Source organism: Flavobacterium sp. (genome assembly GCF_035456085.1).
Lineage (GTDB): Bacteria > Bacteroidota > Bacteroidia > Flavobacteriales > Flavobacteriaceae > Flavobacterium.
In genome coordinates this window covers 1-17565 of the sequence record NZ_DATIDY010000240.1, presented here as the reverse complement: position 1 = coordinate 17565, position 17565 = coordinate 1, and the positions used below count along the sequence as shown (strand labels likewise).

The 17565-nt window shown below is 33.5% G+C and carries 15 protein-coding genes, 2 tRNA genes, 1 pseudogene and 1 CRISPR repeat array; of the genes and pseudogenes, 7 read left to right on the top strand and 11 right to left on the bottom strand.

What is annotated here, in order from left to right; translation table 11 throughout:
• Window positions 1-181, top strand: a 181-nt coding sequence (locus tag VLC96_RS17840; protein ID WP_325265096.1) for a transposase, incomplete at its 5' end; no start/stop codon positions are given.
• Between the two features lie 49 nt (window positions 182-230).
• Here the strand turns inward: VLC96_RS17840 and VLC96_RS17835 are convergent.
• A tRNA-Leu gene (locus tag VLC96_RS17835) sits at window positions 231-313 on the bottom strand.
• Between the two features lie 41 nt (window positions 314-354).
• Window positions 355-427: transfer RNA gene (locus VLC96_RS17830), tRNA-Lys, on the bottom strand.
• Between the two features lie 127 nt (window positions 428-554).
• Here VLC96_RS17830 and VLC96_RS17825 point away from each other — a divergent pair.
• The gene (locus tag VLC96_RS17825) at window positions 555-1073 is read left to right on the top strand and encodes a shikimate kinase (protein WP_325265095.1); all 519 of its coding nucleotides are present in this window, start codon (window positions 555-557) and stop codon (window positions 1071-1073) included.
• Here VLC96_RS17825 and VLC96_RS17820 read toward each other — a convergent pair.
• The gene (locus VLC96_RS17820; protein WP_325265093.1) at window positions 1065-1565 is read right to left on the bottom strand and encodes a phosphoribosyltransferase family protein; all 501 of its coding nucleotides are present in this window, start codon (window positions 1563-1565) and stop codon (window positions 1065-1067) included. The two genes, VLC96_RS17825 and VLC96_RS17820, sit on opposite strands and share 9 nt — an antisense overlap.
• A gap of 158 nt (window positions 1566-1723) precedes the next feature.
• Window positions 1724-2113, bottom strand: coding sequence for an RNA-binding S4 domain-containing protein (locus VLC96_RS17815; protein WP_325265091.1), 390 nt, complete (start codon window positions 2111-2113; stop codon window positions 1724-1726).
• Between the two features lie 81 nt (window positions 2114-2194).
• Here VLC96_RS17815 and bamM point away from each other — a divergent pair, with 81 nt between their 5' ends.
• The gene (gene bamM / locus VLC96_RS17810; RefSeq protein WP_325265090.1) at window positions 2195-3247 is read left to right on the top strand and encodes a BamM family beta-barrel-assembly machinery protein; all 1053 of its coding nucleotides are present in this window, start codon (window positions 2195-2197) and stop codon (window positions 3245-3247) included.
• Between the two features lie 193 nt (window positions 3248-3440).
• On the opposite strand, the gene VLC96_RS17805 is transcribed toward bamM, so the two are convergent.
• From VLC96_RS17805 to VLC96_RS17795, 3 genes are all read right to left on the bottom strand, one after another.
• Window positions 3441-4394 (bottom strand): transketolase family protein, encoded by a 954-nt coding sequence (locus VLC96_RS17805; RefSeq protein ID WP_325265088.1) that lies wholly within the window; start codon window positions 4392-4394, stop codon window positions 3441-3443.
• A 57-nt stretch (window positions 4395-4451) separates the two neighbouring features.
• Window positions 4452-5306 (bottom strand): transketolase, encoded by an 855-nt coding sequence (locus tag VLC96_RS17800; RefSeq protein WP_325265086.1) that lies wholly within the window; start codon window positions 5304-5306, stop codon window positions 4452-4454.
• A 216-nt stretch (window positions 5307-5522) separates the two neighbouring features.
• Entirely contained in the window at window positions 5523-6113 is a 591-nt protein-coding gene (locus VLC96_RS17795) for a DUF7010 family protein (RefSeq protein ID WP_325265085.1), read from the bottom strand.
• A 6-nt stretch (window positions 6114-6119) separates the two neighbouring features.
• On the opposite strand from VLC96_RS17795, the gene VLC96_RS17790 reads away from it, so the two are divergent.
• Window positions 6120-6251, top strand: coding sequence for a hypothetical protein (locus tag VLC96_RS17790; RefSeq protein ID WP_325265084.1), 132 nt, complete (start codon window positions 6120-6122; stop codon window positions 6249-6251).
• A gap of 64 nt (window positions 6252-6315) precedes the next feature.
• On the opposite strand, the gene VLC96_RS17785 is transcribed toward VLC96_RS17790, so the two are convergent.
• Window positions 6316-6891 carry a tetratricopeptide repeat protein gene (locus VLC96_RS17785; protein WP_325265082.1) on the bottom strand — a complete coding sequence of 192 codons (576 nt, stop codon included), beginning with the start codon at window positions 6889-6891 and terminating at the stop codon, window positions 6316-6318.
• The gene (locus tag VLC96_RS17780; protein ID WP_325265081.1) at window positions 6876-8027 is read right to left on the bottom strand and encodes a hypothetical protein; all 1152 of its coding nucleotides are present in this window, start codon (window positions 8025-8027) and stop codon (window positions 6876-6878) included. The genes VLC96_RS17785 and VLC96_RS17780 overlap by 16 nt, the downstream gene beginning before the upstream one ends.
• A gap of 427 nt (window positions 8028-8454) precedes the next feature.
• On the opposite strand from VLC96_RS17780, the gene cas9 reads away from it, so the two are divergent.
• Entirely contained in the window at window positions 8455-12822 is a 4368-nt protein-coding gene (cas9, locus tag VLC96_RS17775) for a type II CRISPR RNA-guided endonuclease Cas9 (RefSeq protein ID WP_325265079.1), read from the top strand.
• Between the two features lie 90 nt (window positions 12823-12912).
• Window positions 12913-15253: a CRISPR direct-repeat array (repeat unit 36 nt; unit sequence GTTGTGGTTTGATTAAAGATTAGAAGACACGATATT).
• Window positions 15254-15499: 246 nt separating this feature from the next.
• Window positions 15500-15976: a transposase gene (locus VLC96_RS17770; protein ID WP_325265077.1), complete on the top strand. Its 477-nt coding sequence runs from the start codon at window positions 15500-15502 to the stop codon at window positions 15974-15976.
• A 31-nt stretch (window positions 15977-16007) separates the two neighbouring features.
• Here VLC96_RS17770 and cas2 read toward each other — a convergent pair whose 3' ends face one another.
• Window positions 16008-16337, bottom strand: a complete 330-nt coding sequence (cas2, locus tag VLC96_RS17765; RefSeq protein ID WP_325265076.1) for a CRISPR-associated endonuclease Cas2 — start codon at window positions 16335-16337, stop codon at window positions 16008-16010.
• Complete coding sequence (gene cas1 / locus VLC96_RS17760) at window positions 16328-17221, bottom strand: type II CRISPR-associated endonuclease Cas1 (RefSeq protein WP_325265074.1); 894 nt, start codon at window positions 17219-17221, stop codon at window positions 16328-16330. Before cas1 ends, cas2 begins: the two co-directional genes overlap by 10 nt.
• Before the next feature lie 232 nt (window positions 17222-17453).
• Between cas1 and VLC96_RS17755 the strand changes: the two are divergent.
• Window positions 17454-17565 (top strand): annotated as a pseudogene (locus tag VLC96_RS17755) (tRNA-guanine transglycosylase); the annotation flags it as partial.

The window sequence follows — 17565 nt, the reverse complement described above, 5'->3', positions numbered from 1 at the left end:
CAATACAATCTCTAGAACTATTATAAACCATTATCAAACCATCTTGAACTACTTTGATAACAGAAGTACTAATGCTTCTGCGGAATCTTTCAATGCAAAAATAAAAGCATTTAGATCAAAGTTCAGAGGCGTACGAAATGTTGAATATTTTCTTTTTAGGCTAACTAATATTTATGCCTAATTTTTTGCTACTCCACAGGTTTTCGTATTGATCCATTTTTTTTTCATAGTGACCATGGAGGGATTTGAACCCTCACGCCCTTGCGAGCACCACCCCCTCAAGATGGCGAGTCTACCGTTTCTCCACATGGCCCAAAACAGATAGAGACGTTGCAAGCAACGTCTCTACGATTGTGACCCGACTGGGGCTCGAACCCAGGACCCCATCATTAAAAGTGATGTGCTCTACCGACTGAGCTATCGAGTCATATTCGTTTCTTGAATGCGGGTGCAAATATAAGGACTTTTTTTCGAAGTTTCCAAGCTATTTTATTATAAATTTGTGTTTTTTTAATTTAAATTCTTAACGCCTTAGTATGTAGGGTCTTATTCAGATGAAAAAAATTGTATTATTAGGTTACATGGGGTGCGGTAAGTCAACAATCGCCCAAAAACTTTCCGAAATTCTAAAAACGTCCTATATAGATTTGGACGATTATATCGAAAAAAACACAAAAATGTCAATAAAAGAGATTTTTGAGAGCCAAGGAGAGATCCATTTTCGGAAATTAGAACGCTTGTATTTTATTGAATTATTAAATTCTCCAGGCGAAATCATTATTGGTTTAGGTGGAGGAACGCCATGTTATGCGAATAACCATGAATTACTAACTAGGGATGACGTGGTATCTATTTATTTAAAAGCATCAATTGATACCTTATTTAATAGATTGGTTGCTAATAAGAGTAAAAGACCTCTTATAGCTGATAAAAATGATGAAGAGATGAAGGAGTTTATTGCTAAACATCTTTTTGATAGAAGCTATTATTACAACCATGCCCAACATAAAGTAAATGTTGATGGAAAGTCTGTTGAAGAAACGGTAAATGATATTTTAAACCTATTAGCTTAAACTAGCGTAACTATTGCCGTTATTATCAAAAACGACGTTTACGTGTTCTAACAATGATGTAGAAAGTGATATTCCTTTAAAATCGGCCTTAATCGGAAATTTTTTGTGATTTCTGTCAACAAGTACAACGGTTTTGAACTTTTTTAAAGGAACATCCAAAAAATGTTTCACTGCATATATTAATGTAGCTCCCGAACTCAATACATCGTCCACAAGTACTAGACCTCTATTGCTGTATTCTTCTTTTGTTAAAGAAGTGGTTATTGGCTGCTCTGGACTTTGTTTATTGGTATGAACTTCGCAAAGCGAAACTTTAATGGAAGAAATAGCTCTTAATTCTTTGGCAATTCTTTCAGCAAAAATAAAACCGTTTTCTTTAATTCCGGCAATCACGATTTCTTCATCCTCCACAAAAGTTTCATAGATTTGATAAGCTATTCTTTTAGTGGTGTGTTCAATTTGCTGATTGGTTAGAATTATATTTTTGCTCATGGCGGATAATTATTTATTTTTTCAAAGATAAAAAAGTTAGATGAATTTGGAGTTTTTTAATTGAAATGTTAACCCTAGCTCTGCAAACTTCATGTCGGTAGTAGATGCAAGTCTTTCCTTAAAATGAATACAAAAAACTACATATTGCGTCCTGCATTCTATTCTTCAATATCATCTTCATTAATATCATTACCAAATTCGTCAATGTCTCTGCGATCTTTTTTGGTTGGTCTTCCAGTTCCGGTTTTTCGATAATGTTCTTTTGATAGTTTTAATAATTCTAAGTGAGCATAAGCTTCGGCCGGAGTTTCATTTTTTCTATAAATATCAACGAGTTTCGCACCCACTCGGCTTTCGGGGATGTCTAATACGGTAATGATTTGAGTAATTTGATCCTTTCTAAAAGTAATCCTGTCTGTGGGAAAAACTTCTTTTGAGGGTTTGGCAATAATACCATTTACCGTAATGTGATTTTTTTTGCAAGCTTCGGTTACCATATTTCGGGTTTTGTAATACCGAACGCACCATAAATATTTGTCTATTCTCATTAATTTTTTCTAAAATCGGAGTTAAATACTTTACAAAAGTAAATCATTAATGTATATTTGCGACTTAAACTACACCAAATAATGAGCAAAATTAAGTTTTATTTTATTGGATTAATCGCAATTTTTGCAATAATTTCTTGTCATAAAGATGATGATGAAGTTGAGGTAACACCGCCAATACCTTATGCTGACCAATATCCGAAAGATATAGCTGCTATTGAAGATTATTTAAAAACAAATTACATAAGCGAAATAGTGAGTCATCCTGGTTTTCCAGATGATCAGGATATAACAATTAAGAAAATTACTGATGCTAATACTCAGCCCTCTTTGTGGTCATATTTAGATAGTCCTACTCTGCCACGATTATCTGTCAGAAATGTAAGTGCTCATGATATTACTTATAAGCTGTATTATTTAGTAATCAGAGAAGGTGTAAAAGGAGGAACTAGTCCCCATGGAGGTGAGTATCCTTGTAATGTGGATGGTGTTTTTGCAGGGTATCAATTATCTTTATTAGACGGGACGATGGTGCAGACTTCTAATAATTCGCAAATATTGTTTAATTTGGATGGTCAAGATCATGATGGAGGAGGAGCGGTTGTCGTAAGAGGATGGCCAGAGGGTTTTCCGCAATTTAAAACAGGCTGGGTTTCTTCTGCTGCTGATGGTACGATAAGGAATTATGATTTTGGCGCTGGTGTATTGTTTATTCCTTCAGGATTAGCGTATTATAATAACGCTCAGAGTGGCATACCTGCTTATTCTCCTTTGGTATATGGAATAAAGTTATATGCTTTGAAAAGATATGATCACGAGTTTAATATTATAAATAATGTAAAGTATTCGGATCCAGATGGTGTTCCTTCTTTTCAGGAAGATTTGAACGGCGATAGATATATTTATACATATGCAAGCGGAATTCCTAATCCTGATGATACGGACGGAGACGGAATTCCTGATTACTATGATTCTGATGATGATGGCGATGGATATGCAACAAGAGGGGAAGTTAAAGATGCTAATGGGAAAGTTTATCCTTATGATTTAATTCCAGATTGTTCAGGAAATCAAACAGACCCTAATCGATTGAAAAGGCATCTGGATAAAAATTGTACTAAAATGAGTCAATAATAATGAAAACCATTTCGATAAAACGGAATGGTTTTTTTATGACTTTGCTTTTTTTTGAAAGGTTCTAAGCTTTTAAAACTTTTTCAAGTCTAGTTTATTATTAAAAAGGTAGGGCTTTATCCGCTTGTATATGTAGCTAAAAAAAAACCATTTCAGAAACGAAATGGTTTTTTTATGTATAGAATTCGAAAGATTACTTTCTTTTGATAACTTTTTCTACAGCTTCAACAATCGCTTGATTGTTAAGTTTGTATTTTTCCATTAATTGCTCAGGAGTTCCTGATTCACCAAAACTATCTTTAACAGCAACAAATTCTTGTGGAGCTGGAGTATTTAATGCTAATACTCTAGAAACGCTTTCCCCAAGACCACCAAGAATGTTGTGTTCTTCAGCAGTAACCACACATTTGGTTTTGGCCAAAGATTTCAAAATAGCTTCTTCGTCCAATGGTTTAATCGTGTGGATGTTGATTACCTCGGCAGAGATTCCTTTTGCTTCTAAAGCTTCTGCGGCAACTAAAGCTTCCCAAACTAAATGTCCTGTAGCAATAATTGTTACATCAGTTCCTTCGTTAAGCATAATAGCTTTTCCGATTACGAAAGGTTCATCAGCTGGGGTAAAGTTTGGTACAACTGGACGCCCAAAACGTAAATAGGCTGGACCATGATGATCTGCTAATGCAATTGTTGCAGCTTTGGTTTGATTGTGATCACAAGTGTTGATTACTGTCATTCCAGGTAGCATTTTCATCAATCCAATATCTTCTAAGATTTGGTGAGTTGCTCCGTCTTCTCCAAGAGTTAATCCTGCGTGAGAAGCACAAATTTTAACATTTTTATCAGAATAAGCAACCGATTGACGAATTTGATCATAAACACGACCAGTTGAAAAGTTGGCAAAAGTTCCTGTAAAAGGAATTTTTCCACCAATAGTTAAACCGGCAGCAATTCCAATCATATTAGCTTCCGCAATTCCGATTTGGAAAAAACGCTCAGGGTGATTTTTTTTGAAATCATCAAATTTTAATGAACCAATTAAATCCGCACAAAGTGCCACTACGTTTTCGTTTTTTTGACCTAATTCAGTCATTCCCACTCCAAAACCTGAACGGGTATCTTTACTTCCTGTATTTATATATTTTTTCATTTTTTAATTTAAAAAGGTGAATGCATTCATTTCTGAATACCGAAATCTGAATACTGATTAATAATCTGAATTGCCTCCAGTGTTGTAGTTTTGTCCTAAGGCATTTTCAAGTTGAGCATCATTTGGTGCTTTACCATGCCATGCATGACTGTACATCATATAATCAACACCATTACCCATTTCAGTATGCAATAATACACAAACTGGTTTTCCTTTTCCAGTTCTAGCTTTTGCTTCGGCCATGCCTCCAATAATAGCTTCGATATTATTTCCTTCAGTTATATCTACAACTTCCCAGTCAAAAGCTTCAAATTTAGCGCGGATACTTCCCATGCATAAAACTTCGTCAGTAGTACCATCGATTTGTTTTCCGTTAAGGTCAACAGTAGCGATAAGATTGTCCACATTTTTTGCAGAAGCATACATGATAGCTTCCCAGTTTTGACCTTCTTGTAATTCACCATCACCATGTAAAGTATAAACTAAGTGATTGTCACCATTTAATTTTTTAGCCTGAGCAGCTCCAATAGCAACAGATAACCCTTGTCCTAATGAACCAGAAGCAATACGTACGCCAGGTAAACCTTCGTGAGTAGTTGGATGTCCTTGTAAACGAGAATTTAAAAGTCTGAAAGTAGCTAATTCTGGAATTGGAAAATAACCACTTCTTGCTAAAACGCTATAAAATACTGGAGAAATGTGACCGTTTGAAAGGAAAAATAAATCTTCTCCTATTCCGTTCATGTCAAATCCTTCTTTGCGGTCCATTATATTTTGGTATAAAGTCACCAAAAATTCTGTACAACCTAGAGAACCACCTGGGTGACCTGAGTTGACTGCATGAACCATACGAAGAATGTCTCTTCTGACTTGGATAGTTAAATCGCTTAATTGTTGTGTGTTAGGCTTCATTTTTTTTGTAAAAGTTAAACTGCTGCAAAAGTAGATTTTTTTTGTGGTACGACAAATGATTTTCAAGGCAATTTCAATAGGAATGGTAATTTCAACAACAAACTAAAAAAATCAAGGAAAATTTAAAATACAAAAATATTTGAATGTGAAATGTTTTTAACGATTAATTATTGGCTCGATTTTTATTATAAAATTTCTTTGAAGTCATTCCTAATTTTACTTCTTTGGCATTATTCGTCTGGCATTGAAATACATAAAAAACCCGAAAACGATTTCAATTCCTCCACCGGTCAAAGCTGATATGTGGCACTTTGCATTTAATGAAAATAATATATAAGCTGCAATGCCCAAAATTCCGCCTAAGACCCAAAATAACCGATTTCCATATATTGTGTTAAAAGTTAAATATCTGCCTCCAATTATCAATAGCATTGCTGGAAAAAACCATTCTATTCTTTGAACCGAAAGTCCATACGCAAGAGGAATGCACATAAGCATATAGAATGTTCCTTCCATAGCAAGATTTGTTAATGGATTATTTTTACTTTGAGTTCCGCTAACTCCAATTATTTTATTAAAAATGATGCTTATGGGATAGATGAGAGCCCCACCAACAAGAAGTGTCCAAACAGCTTGTTTTGATGAATAACTTGAAGCAACAAAACCAGACGTTAACCATATAAGTCCGGAAACTATAATGCCAGTAGTGCCATTCATATGATTATTTCTCATTTCTGTTTGTGCTACTTTTACATTATTGATATTTTCTATATGCAAGTTGTCCTTTTGGGTATTTTGAATTTTCATTGTTTTATGAAATTTAATTTATGTGTTTTGATTGGTGATAATAGTGGTGTTCTTGTTGTCAATATTATGAAATACAAATATTTGATTAATTTAAGTGCTATTTTTGGATTTGCCAAATCACACCAAAAACAAAACTAATTTTCCATTTAGCTAATTACTAAAATTCTTTATAGCAGTTGGCAGTGGTTACCAAATTTAGTTTTTATAATATCCTTGAAGAAGTAATTTCAATATCAGCATATTTCCAAGCTTCGTTAAAGCGAGTTTTTACTTCTTCATATCTTTTTTGATCATTGAGTTTTTCATGAGCATTCATTAATCCTTTCAAAGCCCAGCCGTTATTAGGAAATGTTTTTAAATCTTCTTCGTATATTTTTATGGCATCATTGTATTTTCCAGCATCTATCAATACAACACCTAAATGATGACGAACTGAGAAAAACCAATCGGGAGGTTCATTATAATTTAGTTTATCTTCTTTTGCAACGGCTTGTTTTAAAAGTGAAATTGCTTTATCATAGTTTTTTTCTTTGGCATTAATTTCTCCTTCCAAAGTTATCGAGGCTATTTCGCACAAGTCCGATATATTGTTAATGTTCCAAATTGTCAAGTCTTTTAGTTTGGGATCTATCATAGTTTTTTTCATAGAAACAAGATGTTTTTTTGCTTCCGCTGGTAGGTTCTTCGAAAGCATTGCCATTCCTCGGGCATAATGCCAAACTACCAGTGGATATTTCAATTCTTTTTTTGGTTCGGAAGCATTTAGATGTTTTTCCACAAACCGAGTTTGATTTCTACATACCAAGGAATTGAATAATAATGTTGTAAAGTTGACCAAGCCGGATCGAGTAGTAATTTTTTGTGCGCATGGTCTGCCGTTGCAAACGCACCTTTCAAGGCTGCTTTGCTTTCTCCACTAAGTGTGGCACAAGCTGCAATAAAGTGATAATTGTGGGGGTAATAGGCGAGCGGATATGCTCCTTGTGCATGGCATGCATCAACATAGGAACTGTCAATTTCAACTGCTTTCAGATTGGTTATGACGCCATCATGATAGCGCCCGGTTCTTATGTAGATATGTGATGGCATGTGTACTAAATGTCCGGAACCCGGAACCAAATCACGAAGTAAGTCAGCGCTTGCATCTGCATTTTCAGGCTGTTGTGACATTTCCTCGGCATGTATATAAAGATGGTGTGCGGCGGCATTTTTTGGTTCCAATTGAAGGCATTTTTTGAGCACTGCTAGGATTTCAGGCGTCCAAGGTTGAGCTGTTCCGTCTTTGTTCCATAAATTCCAAGGATGCATATCCATTAATGATTCTGCAAAGAGTACGCCTATAGTTGCGTCTTTTCGATATTTTTTATAGACTTTACGCATAGCAGCAGCATAAGTAGAATCGAGTACCGAGCGAGCCATGGTGGTGTCGTTGGAATAGCGATAAGTCAAGGCATTTATCAAATCTTTTTCTTTTTGTGTAGAGGAAGCTGAATTTGATTTTGCTTTTTGGACAGCGTCGAAAGCCCGCAGAAAATTATCCTTTTCCATGCCGGCATTATAATTTGGGCCAAGAACGTATGCAAAACCCCACCAACCCATAGCAGAAGTTGGCTCTTGACGGGTGATCTCAAAAAAGGAGCGGGCTGCTTCAGCATGATTGAAACCAAAGGAAAGCATTAGTCCTTGATCAAAATATTTTTGCAGTATTGGTTTTTTTGTTAAAATAGGAAGATGAAGCCCTTCAAGCCCTTTAAATAATGGTGCTTTTTTGTCTGAAGAATACCAGTTTTTGTCCGTTACTTCGGGCGTGCTGCAACTGTAATTGCTGATCGCTGAATTGGTAATTTCTGTTTTGTTTTTTTTGCATGAAAAACAAATTAAAAGAGAACAAAGTAAATAGAAATAGACTTTCATAATTCATCATTTTAAGACATTGAATTTACAAAATTTAATTTAATTTACTGATAGTTAACGAATTGAATGTGCGTTGGGGAATTGTAACCATTTTGAGCAATTGTTGTATTTTATATATAAATACATTCTTTGTATCTAGCCTTGCTCTTTATTGATTGGATATTTGCTGCATTTGTTTCTGTATTAATGTAATTCCGGTCGAGATTAATCTGAAGCCCGAAAATCCCATAATAAAAAAAGTCCCACCGAAGCAGGACTTAAGATTTACATCTACGGCATATAGCCTTATTGTGATAAGATTAAAGATTAGAATAAAATTATCTGTTACAAATATAGATAAAATAATAAATAGGTTTTAATGACGAAAGTCATAAAGCAGTTAATTATTTTTTCATAGTTTTAAAATTCGTATTAAAAAATGAAAGGTATGGCAAAGATATTAGGATTAGATTTAGGAACGAACTCGATTGGGTGGGCGATTGTAGAGAATGATGGAAATGATTTTTCATTGGTAGATAAAGGAGTTAGGATATTTTCTGAAGGCGTAAAATCAGAAAAAGGAATTGAAAGTTCTCGTGCCGCGGAACGCACAGGATACAGAAGTGCAAGAAAAATTAAATACCGAAGAAAATTAAGAAAATACGAAACCTTAAAAGTTCTTTCCTTAAATGGGATGTGTCCACTTTCAATTGAAGAAGTTGAAGATTGGAAAAAATCAGGTTTTAAAGATTATCCTTTGAATCCGGAATTTTTGAAATGGTTACGAACTAGTGACGATGAAAATTTAAATCCATATTATTTTAGAGATAAATCCAGTAAGCAAAAAGCAGCTTTGTTTGAATTGGGGCGCGCCTTCTATCATATTGCTCAAAGAAGAGGTTTTTTGAGTAACAGACTTGATCAATCTGCAGAGGGGATTTTAGAGGAGCATTGTCCAAAAATTCAGTCCGTAGTAGAAGATTTAAATTCTAATCATGAGGTTCTGGAAAATTTAAGAGAATATTTTTTTGAAACAGGAATTCTCGATGGTAATGAAAAAAGTGGTTTTGTAAAAGATTTGGATGAAGGTGATAAAAAATTAGTTTCATTATATAAATCACTTCAAGCTATTGTAAAAAAGAATAACGTTGATTTTGAAAAATGCAAAACAGAGATCATCGAGAGGTTGAACAAGAAAGATGTTTTAGGAAAAGTAAAAGGGAAAATTAAAGATATTTCGCAAGCAATGCTTGATGGAAACTTTAAAACATTGGGACAATATTTTTTCAGTCTTTATAGCAAAGAAAAAATAAGAAATCAATATACATCAAGAGAAGAACATTATCTTGAAGAGTTTATCACAATTTGTAAAGTTCAGGGAATCCAAGGAATTGACGATAATGAAAAATTGCCTGAAAAGAAATTTATAGGTTTAGCCAAAGAGTTATATAAAGCTATTTTCTTTCAGCGTCCATTAAAATCGCAGAAAGGATTGATTGGAAAATGTTCTTTCGAAAAAAGTAAATCACGTTGTGCCATTTCCCATCCGGATTTTGAAGAATACAGAATGTGGACTTATTTAAACACCATAAAAATCGGAAATCAAAGTGAGAAAAACTTACGTTTCCTGACGCAAGATGAGAAATTGAAATTGGTTCCAAAATTCTACAGAAAAAATGATTTTAATTTCGAAATTTTAGCTAAAGAACTTGTTGAAAAAGGAGCAAGTTTTGGCTTTTATAAATCCTCAAAAAAGAATGATTGCTTTTATTGGTTCAACTACAAACCAACTGATACAGTTTCGGCTTGCCAGGTTTCGGCATCGTTGAAAAATATTTTAGGGGAAGAGTGGAAAACAAAAACATACACGTATCAGACATTAAATGCCAAAAAAGAAGAGGTAACCAAAAAGGTTGATTATAAAGATTTGTGGCATTTACTTTCCGTTGCGACTTCTGATATTTATTTGTATGAATATGCCAAAGAGAAATTGGGATTGGATGATAAGAATGCAAAAGCTTTTAGTAAAATAAAATTGAAAAAAGATTTCGCCAGTTTGAGTTTATCTGCAATCACTAAAATCTTGCCTTACGTAAAAGAAGGACTTTTGTATTCTCACGCGGTATTTATGGCAAATGTTGAAAATATTGTCGATGAAGAAATTTGGAAAGATGTTGGTCAAAGAAACTACATCCAATCTAAAGTAGCGGAAATCATTGAAAATTACACTTTTGAAAAGAGTTTATTAGAGGTAGTAAATGGTTTGATGAAAGAATATAAAACTGAAAATGAAGATGGTAAAAAGGTATATTATTCAAAAGAAGCAGAAACAGAATTTGGTATAGATTTAAAGAAAAAGTTAGTTGGGTTTTATAAATCAAATAAAATCGAAGATGAAAGTGAACAAGAGAGTATTTTCAATGATTTATTGCCGATTTTATTTGAACAATTAAAGAAGTATGAGTACATCAAAATAGAACGATTAGATGAAAAAGTTTCAGGATTTTTGAAAGGAGAAAATGAAACAGGAGAAGTCTTTTGTAGTGAAGAAAGAGGAACAGACAAAGAGAAGGAAAAGAAAATAAACAATAGGTTAAAAAAACTATATCATCCATCAGACATTGAAGTCTTCAAAAAGAAAATCATTAAAGACGAATTTGGAAATGAAAAAATAGTTTTAGGTAGTCCATTAACTTCTTCAATAAAAAACCCGATGGCTATGCGAGCTTTACATCAATTGCGTAAAGTTTTGAACACGCTTATTTTTGAAGGAGAAGTTGATGAAAATACAAGGATTCATATTGAGATGGCTCGTGAATTGAATGATGCCAATAGGAGAAAAGGAATTCAGGATTATCAAAAGGAGAATAAAGATTTTAGAGACAATGCCATAAAAGAAATCAAGAAACTCTATTTGGAGGAATGCAACAAGGAAGTAGAGCCAACGGAAGACGATATTTTGCGGTATCAGCTTTGGATTGAGCAAGATAAATGCGAAATATATGAAACAGGAAAAAATATTAGAATTTGTGATATAATAGGCAGTAATCCAGCTTATGATATCGAACATACTATTCCAAGAAGCATTTCACAAGATAATTCGCAAATGAATAAAACGCTGTGCAGTCAGCGATTTAACAGAGAGGTGAAAAAACAAAAAATGCCAATTGAATTAAATAATCATTTGGAAATTTTGCCAAGAATTGCACATTGGAAAGAAGAAGCCAATAATTTATCGAGAGAAATTGAAATAATAAGTCGTTCTATTAAAGCGGCGGCGACCAAAGAAGTAAAAGATAAAAAAATACGAAGAAGACATTATTTGACTTTAAAACGGGACTATCTTCAAGGAAAATACGACAGATTCGTTTGGGAAGAACCAAAAGTGGGATTCAAAAACAGTCAAATTCCAGATACAGGAATTATAACCAAATATGCACAAGCGTATTTGAAATCCTATTTCAAAAGAGTAGAAAGTGTAAAAGGCGGAATGGTTGCCGAATTCAGAAAACAATGGGGAATCCAAGAATCGTACATAGACGAAAACGGCAATAAACAATATAAAGAGAAAGACCGTAGCAAGCATACCCATCACACGGTTGATGCCATTACTATTGCGTGCATGACCAAAGATAAATACGATGTTTTGGCACATGCGTGGAAGTTGGAAGACGAACAAAATAAGACAGAAGCCAAAAAAATCATAGAACAAGCCAAACCTTGGAAAACGTTCAAAGAAGATTTACTAAAAATTGAAGAAGAAATTTTAGTTTCTCATTACACACCTGATAATGTAAAAAAACAATCCAAAAAGATTGTTAGAGTTCGTGGTAAAAAACAGTATGTTGCGGAAATAGAACGCGATGCAAAAGGAAAAGCGATTCCAAAAAAAGATGCTAATGGGAAAATCATTTATAAGTTAAATGGTAAAGGAGAAAAAATCCCAAGATTGCATCAGGGAGATACAATTAGAGGTTCACTACACCAAGATAGTATTTATGGGGCAATTAAAAATCCATTGAATACTGATGAAATTCGTTATGTTATTCGTAAAGATTTAGAAAGTTTGAAAGCGAATGATGTTGAAAATATTGTTGATGAGGTAGTAAAAGAGAAAATAAAAGAAGCTATTGAAAATAAGATTTTATTGCTTTCTTCAAATGCTCAACAAAAAAACAAGTTAGATGGAAAGGTTTGGATGAACAAAGAAAAACAAGTTCCAATTAATAAAGTTAGAATTTATGCCAATTCGGTTAAAAATCCTTTAGAAATTAAGGAACATAGTGTATTGTCAAAATCTCGCCATGAGCATAAACAAAAGGTTTATGGGCAGAATGATGAGAATTATGCATTAGCAATTTATGAAGGTTTGGACAAAAAAGGAAATATTAAAAGAGGATTTGAGTCAATTAACAATAAGGACGCTGGACAATATTATAGGTTGAGTAATAAAGAATTTGCAAAAAGCTATGATATTGTGACAAATCCACATGATAAAACGAATTTACCATTAAAATATATACTTAAAAAAGGAATGATGGTGTTGTTTTATAAGGAGGAAGCCTCTGAACTTTTAGAGCTGGATTTTGGGGACTTAAATAATAGGCTTTATAAATTGTCGAAATTTGATGCGCAAGGAAGATTGACATTTAGAACTCATTTTGAAGCGAGGCAAGCAAGTGAATTGAAAGAAATTTATAATGTTGATTTTGAAAAACCATTTGAACAAATTAGACTTCAAGTAAGTAAACTTGATATGATTGTAGAGGGTTATGAATTTAAAATAGCTCCATCGGGGAAAATTAAGTTTTTGTAGGTTTAAAAAAGTTCTTTGACATAAAGAGACAATCTTAAGCATCCAAACCACAACTGAAATAGACCTACAATTTTTGTTACAACGATTTCAGGTGTGGTTTGATTAAAGATTAGAAGACACGATATTAAATAGATATTAAGCCTTTGTCAGTAAACGTTGTGGTTTGATTAAAGATTAGAAGACACGATATTTTTACTAGTATGTTTGCTCCACGCGAACAAGTTGTGGTTTGATTAAAGATTAGAAGACACGATATTTAATGGAGGGAACATTGGTACAGGAATTTGGTTGTGGTTTGATTAAAGATTAGAAGACACGATATTTTAATTCATTGAACTGTTCCGAGCCATACGGTTGTGGTTTGATTAAAGATTAGAAGACACGATATTCCAGCCATCGTGTAGCATCCGCCGTTATAGGTTGTGGTTTGATTAAAGATTAGAAGACACGATATTGGTATTTAATGGATAAATATAATCGTTTTTGTTGTGGTTTGATTAAAGATTAGAAGACACGATATTTTTGCCCTTAAAATTGTAGAGAAAATTAACGTTGTGGTTTGATTAAAGATTAGAAGACACGATATTAACATTCAATCGAATGGCACGAAATCAGAGTTGTGGTTTGATTAAAGATTAGAAGACACGATATTCCGTCAGTATCATAAGCTACAGCCTGTAAGTTGTGGTTTGATTAAAGATTAGAAGACACGATATTCATAAATTTGTGAAACACCATCACTTGCAAGTTGTGGTTTGATTAAAGATTAGAAGACACGATATTAGGTAACTTGTCGACAAGCACAACACCTAAGTTGTGGTTTGATTAAAGATTAGAAGACACGATATTTAGAGTAGTTCAGTTTAGAACTTACGACTAGTTGTGGTTTGATTAAAGATTAGAAGACACGATATTCCAGGCAACCAAATTTTATCTTTATAATAAGTTGTGGTTTGATTAAAGATTAGAAGACACGATATTATAAAGTTCTGAAAACTCTATTTCGTCCATGTTGTGGTTTGATTAAAGATTAGAAGACACGATATTGTTGGCGTCTGCAATATCACAATCTATTGCGTTGTGGTTTGATTAAAGATTAGAAGACACGATATTACTGACATATATACTGACATATACTGACATGTTGTGGTTTGATTAAAGATTAGAAGACACGATATTAGTAAACTTAGGAGGCGACCGCCTAGGCAGGTTGTGGTTTGATTAAAGATTAGAAGACACGATATTTTTTTTTCTAGCTTCTGTTTCAGCAGCCACGTTGTGGTTTGATTAAAGATTAGAAGACACGATATTATCAATCCTGATCGTTACAGGCGAATTGCAGTTGTGGTTTGATTAAAGATTAGAAGACACGATATTGCTCCAACTCAAGGAGGTATAGTAATAACGTTGTGGTTTGATTAAAGATTAGAAGACACGATATTCAAAGAGTTAATAGATTAACAGATGGTGAGTTGTGGTTTGATTAAAGATTAGAAGACACGATATTTACCCACAGTTAATACTTATCGAGTTCTCAGTTGTGGTTTGATTAAAGATTAGAAGACACGATATTGGATATTTTCAGATATAAACCACAAAGTAAGTTGTGGTTTGATTAAAGATTAGAAGACACGATATTTTTCGTTATTAAAACAAGTTAAACAAGCAGGTTGTGGTTTGATTAAAGATTAGAAGACACGATATTTTGGCACTCAAAAAGGTGGCGTTGGAAAAAGTTGTGGTTTGATTAAAGATTAGAAGACACGATATTAAAATTAGTAGAAGCAATCAAACGCCAAGAGTTGTGGTTTGATTAAAGATTAGAAGACACGATATTAGCTCCTGTTTTTATCTCATAGGCTTCTATGTTGTGGTTTGATTAAAGATTAGAAGACACGATATTAAGATCGATTCTGCGGATAAGAAATGTAAAGTTGTGGTTTGATTAAAGATTAGAAGACACGATATTTATTTTTTGTCCTTCTAGTTGGTATTGTAGGTTGTGGTTTGATTAAAGATTAGAAGACACGATATTTGTCAGATAATACAGAAACACAAAGATTTAGTTGTGGTTTGATTAAAGATTAGAAGACACGATATTGGCCAATGCAGTTTCTTCTTCATTGTCAACGTTGTGGTTTGATTAAAGATTAGAAGACACGATATTCCATTTATGCAAAAGGCATACGCCCAAACAGTTGTGGTTTGATTAAAGATTAGAAGACACGATATTTTTATATTGTGAATCGTTGGATGGCGAAGAGTTGTGGTTTGATTAAAGATTAGAAGACACGATATTATGTAAAAACACAAACTATCTAAGTGTATAGTTGTGGTTTGATTAAAGATTAGAAGACACGATATTCATAAACGCAGACACATCAAAGAAAAAAGTGTTGTGGTTTGATTAAAGATTAGAAGACACGATATTAGTTGACTTGTTGCCTTCTGATTATCATAGGATTAAATAGAAATATCGTTTTAAAAAATGCTTCTTTACAGTACATGATAGGCTGGATTGAAGCATTTTTTTATTTGTAATGATTTGTATTTCAATATTTTTTTAGAGATTAGAATTGGATTTTGTAGAAGGGACAGGTCGCGTCCTGTCAGTACTGGAATCGCGTAAAAAATAATTCATTAAATATAAAAGATGAAAAATTGAAAAAGGAATCGAATGCAAGGATTCGATTATTCGAGCGATAATATTTATTTTGTCACGATATGTGTTCAAAATCGGGAATGTTGTTTTGGATACGTAGGGACAGGTCGCGACCTGTCCGCACATCATTCCAATGAAAATCATTTGTCAGGTGCAAAAATGAATTTAAATGAATATGGGAAAATTGTGGCAGAACAAATAGTTTGGTTAGAAGAGCAATATCAATATGTTGTTATTCATAATTATGTGGTAATGCCCAATCATGTGCATATCATTATTGAAATTGATGCGGCAGGGACAGGTCGCGACCTGTCCGTACAGAAAATTAAGTCATTATCGAGTTTAATAGGTGCGTTTAAAACAACATCTTCCAAAATAATTCATAAATCTGGATTTCTAGATTTTGCCTGGCAGCGATCCTTTCATGATCATATTATCCGAAATGAGAAATCCTATCTAAATATTAACAATTATATAGATTCCAATCCTTAGAAATGGTTGGCTGATACTTTTTTTGAGAAGCTTAAAACAATTCCAATTGGGTAGGCTGTGGTTCTTTGGGTATTTCGGATTTGCCCCAAAAGTTCTGGATATTCCCGAATTGTTTGTCAGTGATTCGTAAAACGCTCACTTTTCCTAAGGGAGGCAAAAGCTTATGAATGCGTTTTTCATGGACATCGGCACTTTCACCACTGGCACAATGACGCACATAAACTGAATATTGCATCATCGAAAATCCGTCTTTGATCAAGTTATTCCTAAAACCAGAAGCATTTTTTCTATCCTTTTTAGTTTCAGTTGGTAAGTCAAAAAATACAAATAACCACATAATTCGGTAAGCGTTTAAGTCCATAATTTGGGATATTTAATTTTTTTTCTGTCACCAGTATAACATTGTTGTAAAGAACTGGCTGTTTTTTGCAAAGCCACCATCAACGGACTTCTCTCATCTTTGAAATAAACGGTTTGAGTAAGGATTTGTAAAAGCTCAGCTTTGATTTTAGTGTTTAATTCCTGTTCATTATAGGTTTGCATAATTTCAAAAACCTTTTCATCAATCAGTGGTCTAAATGGTTCCATAATATCATCTGCTAGAGCAAAAGCATTGTATTTACTCTTATGATGAATGCCAAGGGTGTTTAATAATCCGCTTCCTGAAAGAGCTCTTGCAGTGGCTGCTCTTAAAATAGCATAACCATAATTCAGAAAATTGTTGGGATAATCACCAAATCGTTCTCGTTTGAAATTGATGTCGTAAGTGTCAAAAAAAGTCTTCCAATATTGACTTGCAGCAACTCCTTCCATATTGGTGGTATCTCCGCTTAAAACTTTACTGGCAAGGAATTCAAACGAATTTTTATTTCCAGTAATATTTTCCAGCAAAAGACCTTGATTAGTTATTTTTTCGATAACTGTTTGTTGCCATAATTGTTTTTTAAGTGGTATTGAAGCATCAATTTGATTTTTAAAAATCTCTTGCTGAATGTGATGACTGTTGAGATTCAGGAACATTCCGTTGGGGAAATGACTTTTGGAGCAAATAATTACAGCTGTATTGTTTTCAATCAAAAGATTCATAGCGGGCAAACTCATATAAATTTCTTGATGATCTAAAACCAAAAAGCCAATATCTTCGATAGGAATGCTACTTTGTCTAATTTCAGATTGTATGACTAACTGTGAATTTTTGGTAGTAAGAGAACTTTTATTTTCTATTAAAATGGATCTTTTTAACATGAGCTTTTAGATTATGAGTTTCGGGGCTAATTTGTTAATTATCAATGAAATAATAAATGATTTATATCATGTTTTATATTGTTATTCGGACGAAAAATCACTTTTAATCATTACAAAGTCATCTATCAATACAATTGTCAAATAATCTATAATCGAACTAACTAATAATCCAACTTAACTAATTGCCGAATTGTTGAATTACCCTATCTTTGCCGACTGAAAAAAGAAACAGATGAAGTTTGACTTACTAAAGAAGGATCCGCAATCAAAAGCTCGTGCGGGAAGTATTACTACTGATCACGGTGTTATTGAAACACCAATTTTTATGCCCGTTGGGACAGCTG

What these genes read in the sequence shown, in the direction of transcription:
- VLC96_RS17825 (WP_325265095.1), top strand. Translation starts at nt 555, where the DNA reads ATGAAAAAAATTGTATTATTAGGTTACATGGGGTGCGGTAAGTCAACA.
- VLC96_RS17820 (WP_325265093.1), bottom strand. Translation starts at nt 1,565, where the DNA reads ATGAGCAAAAATATAATTCTAACCAATCAGCAAATTGAACACACCACT.
- VLC96_RS17815 (WP_325265091.1), bottom strand. Translation starts at nt 2,113, where the DNA reads ATGAGAATAGACAAATATTTATGGTGCGTTCGGTATTACAAAACCCGA.
- bamM (WP_325265090.1), top strand. Translation starts at nt 2,195, where the DNA reads ATGAGCAAAATTAAGTTTTATTTTATTGGATTAATCGCAATTTTTGCA.
- VLC96_RS17805 (WP_325265088.1), bottom strand. Translation starts at nt 4,394, where the DNA reads ATGAAAAAATATATAAATACAGGAAGTAAAGATACCCGTTCAGGTTTT.
- VLC96_RS17800 (WP_325265086.1), bottom strand. Translation starts at nt 5,306, where the DNA reads ATGAAGCCTAACACACAACAATTAAGCGATTTAACTATCCAAGTCAGA.
- VLC96_RS17795 (WP_325265085.1), bottom strand. Translation starts at nt 6,113, where the DNA reads ATGAAAATTCAAAATACCCAAAAGGACAACTTGCATATAGAAAATATC.
- VLC96_RS17790 (WP_325265084.1), top strand. Translation starts at nt 6,120, where the DNA reads ATGAAATTTAATTTATGTGTTTTGATTGGTGATAATAGTGGTGTTCTT.
- VLC96_RS17780 (WP_325265081.1), bottom strand. Translation starts at nt 8,027, where the DNA reads ATGAAAGTCTATTTCTATTTACTTTGTTCTCTTTTAATTTGTTTTTCA.
- cas9 (WP_325265079.1), top strand. Translation starts at nt 8,455, where the DNA reads ATGGCAAAGATATTAGGATTAGATTTAGGAACGAACTCGATTGGGTGG.
- VLC96_RS17770 (WP_325265077.1), top strand. Translation starts at nt 15,500, where the DNA reads ATGCAAGGATTCGATTATTCGAGCGATAATATTTATTTTGTCACGATA.
- cas2 (WP_325265076.1), bottom strand. Translation starts at nt 16,337, where the DNA reads ATGGACTTAAACGCTTACCGAATTATGTGGTTATTTGTATTTTTTGAC.
- cas1 (WP_325265074.1), bottom strand. Translation starts at nt 17,221, where the DNA reads ATGTTAAAAAGATCCATTTTAATAGAAAATAAAAGTTCTCTTACTACC.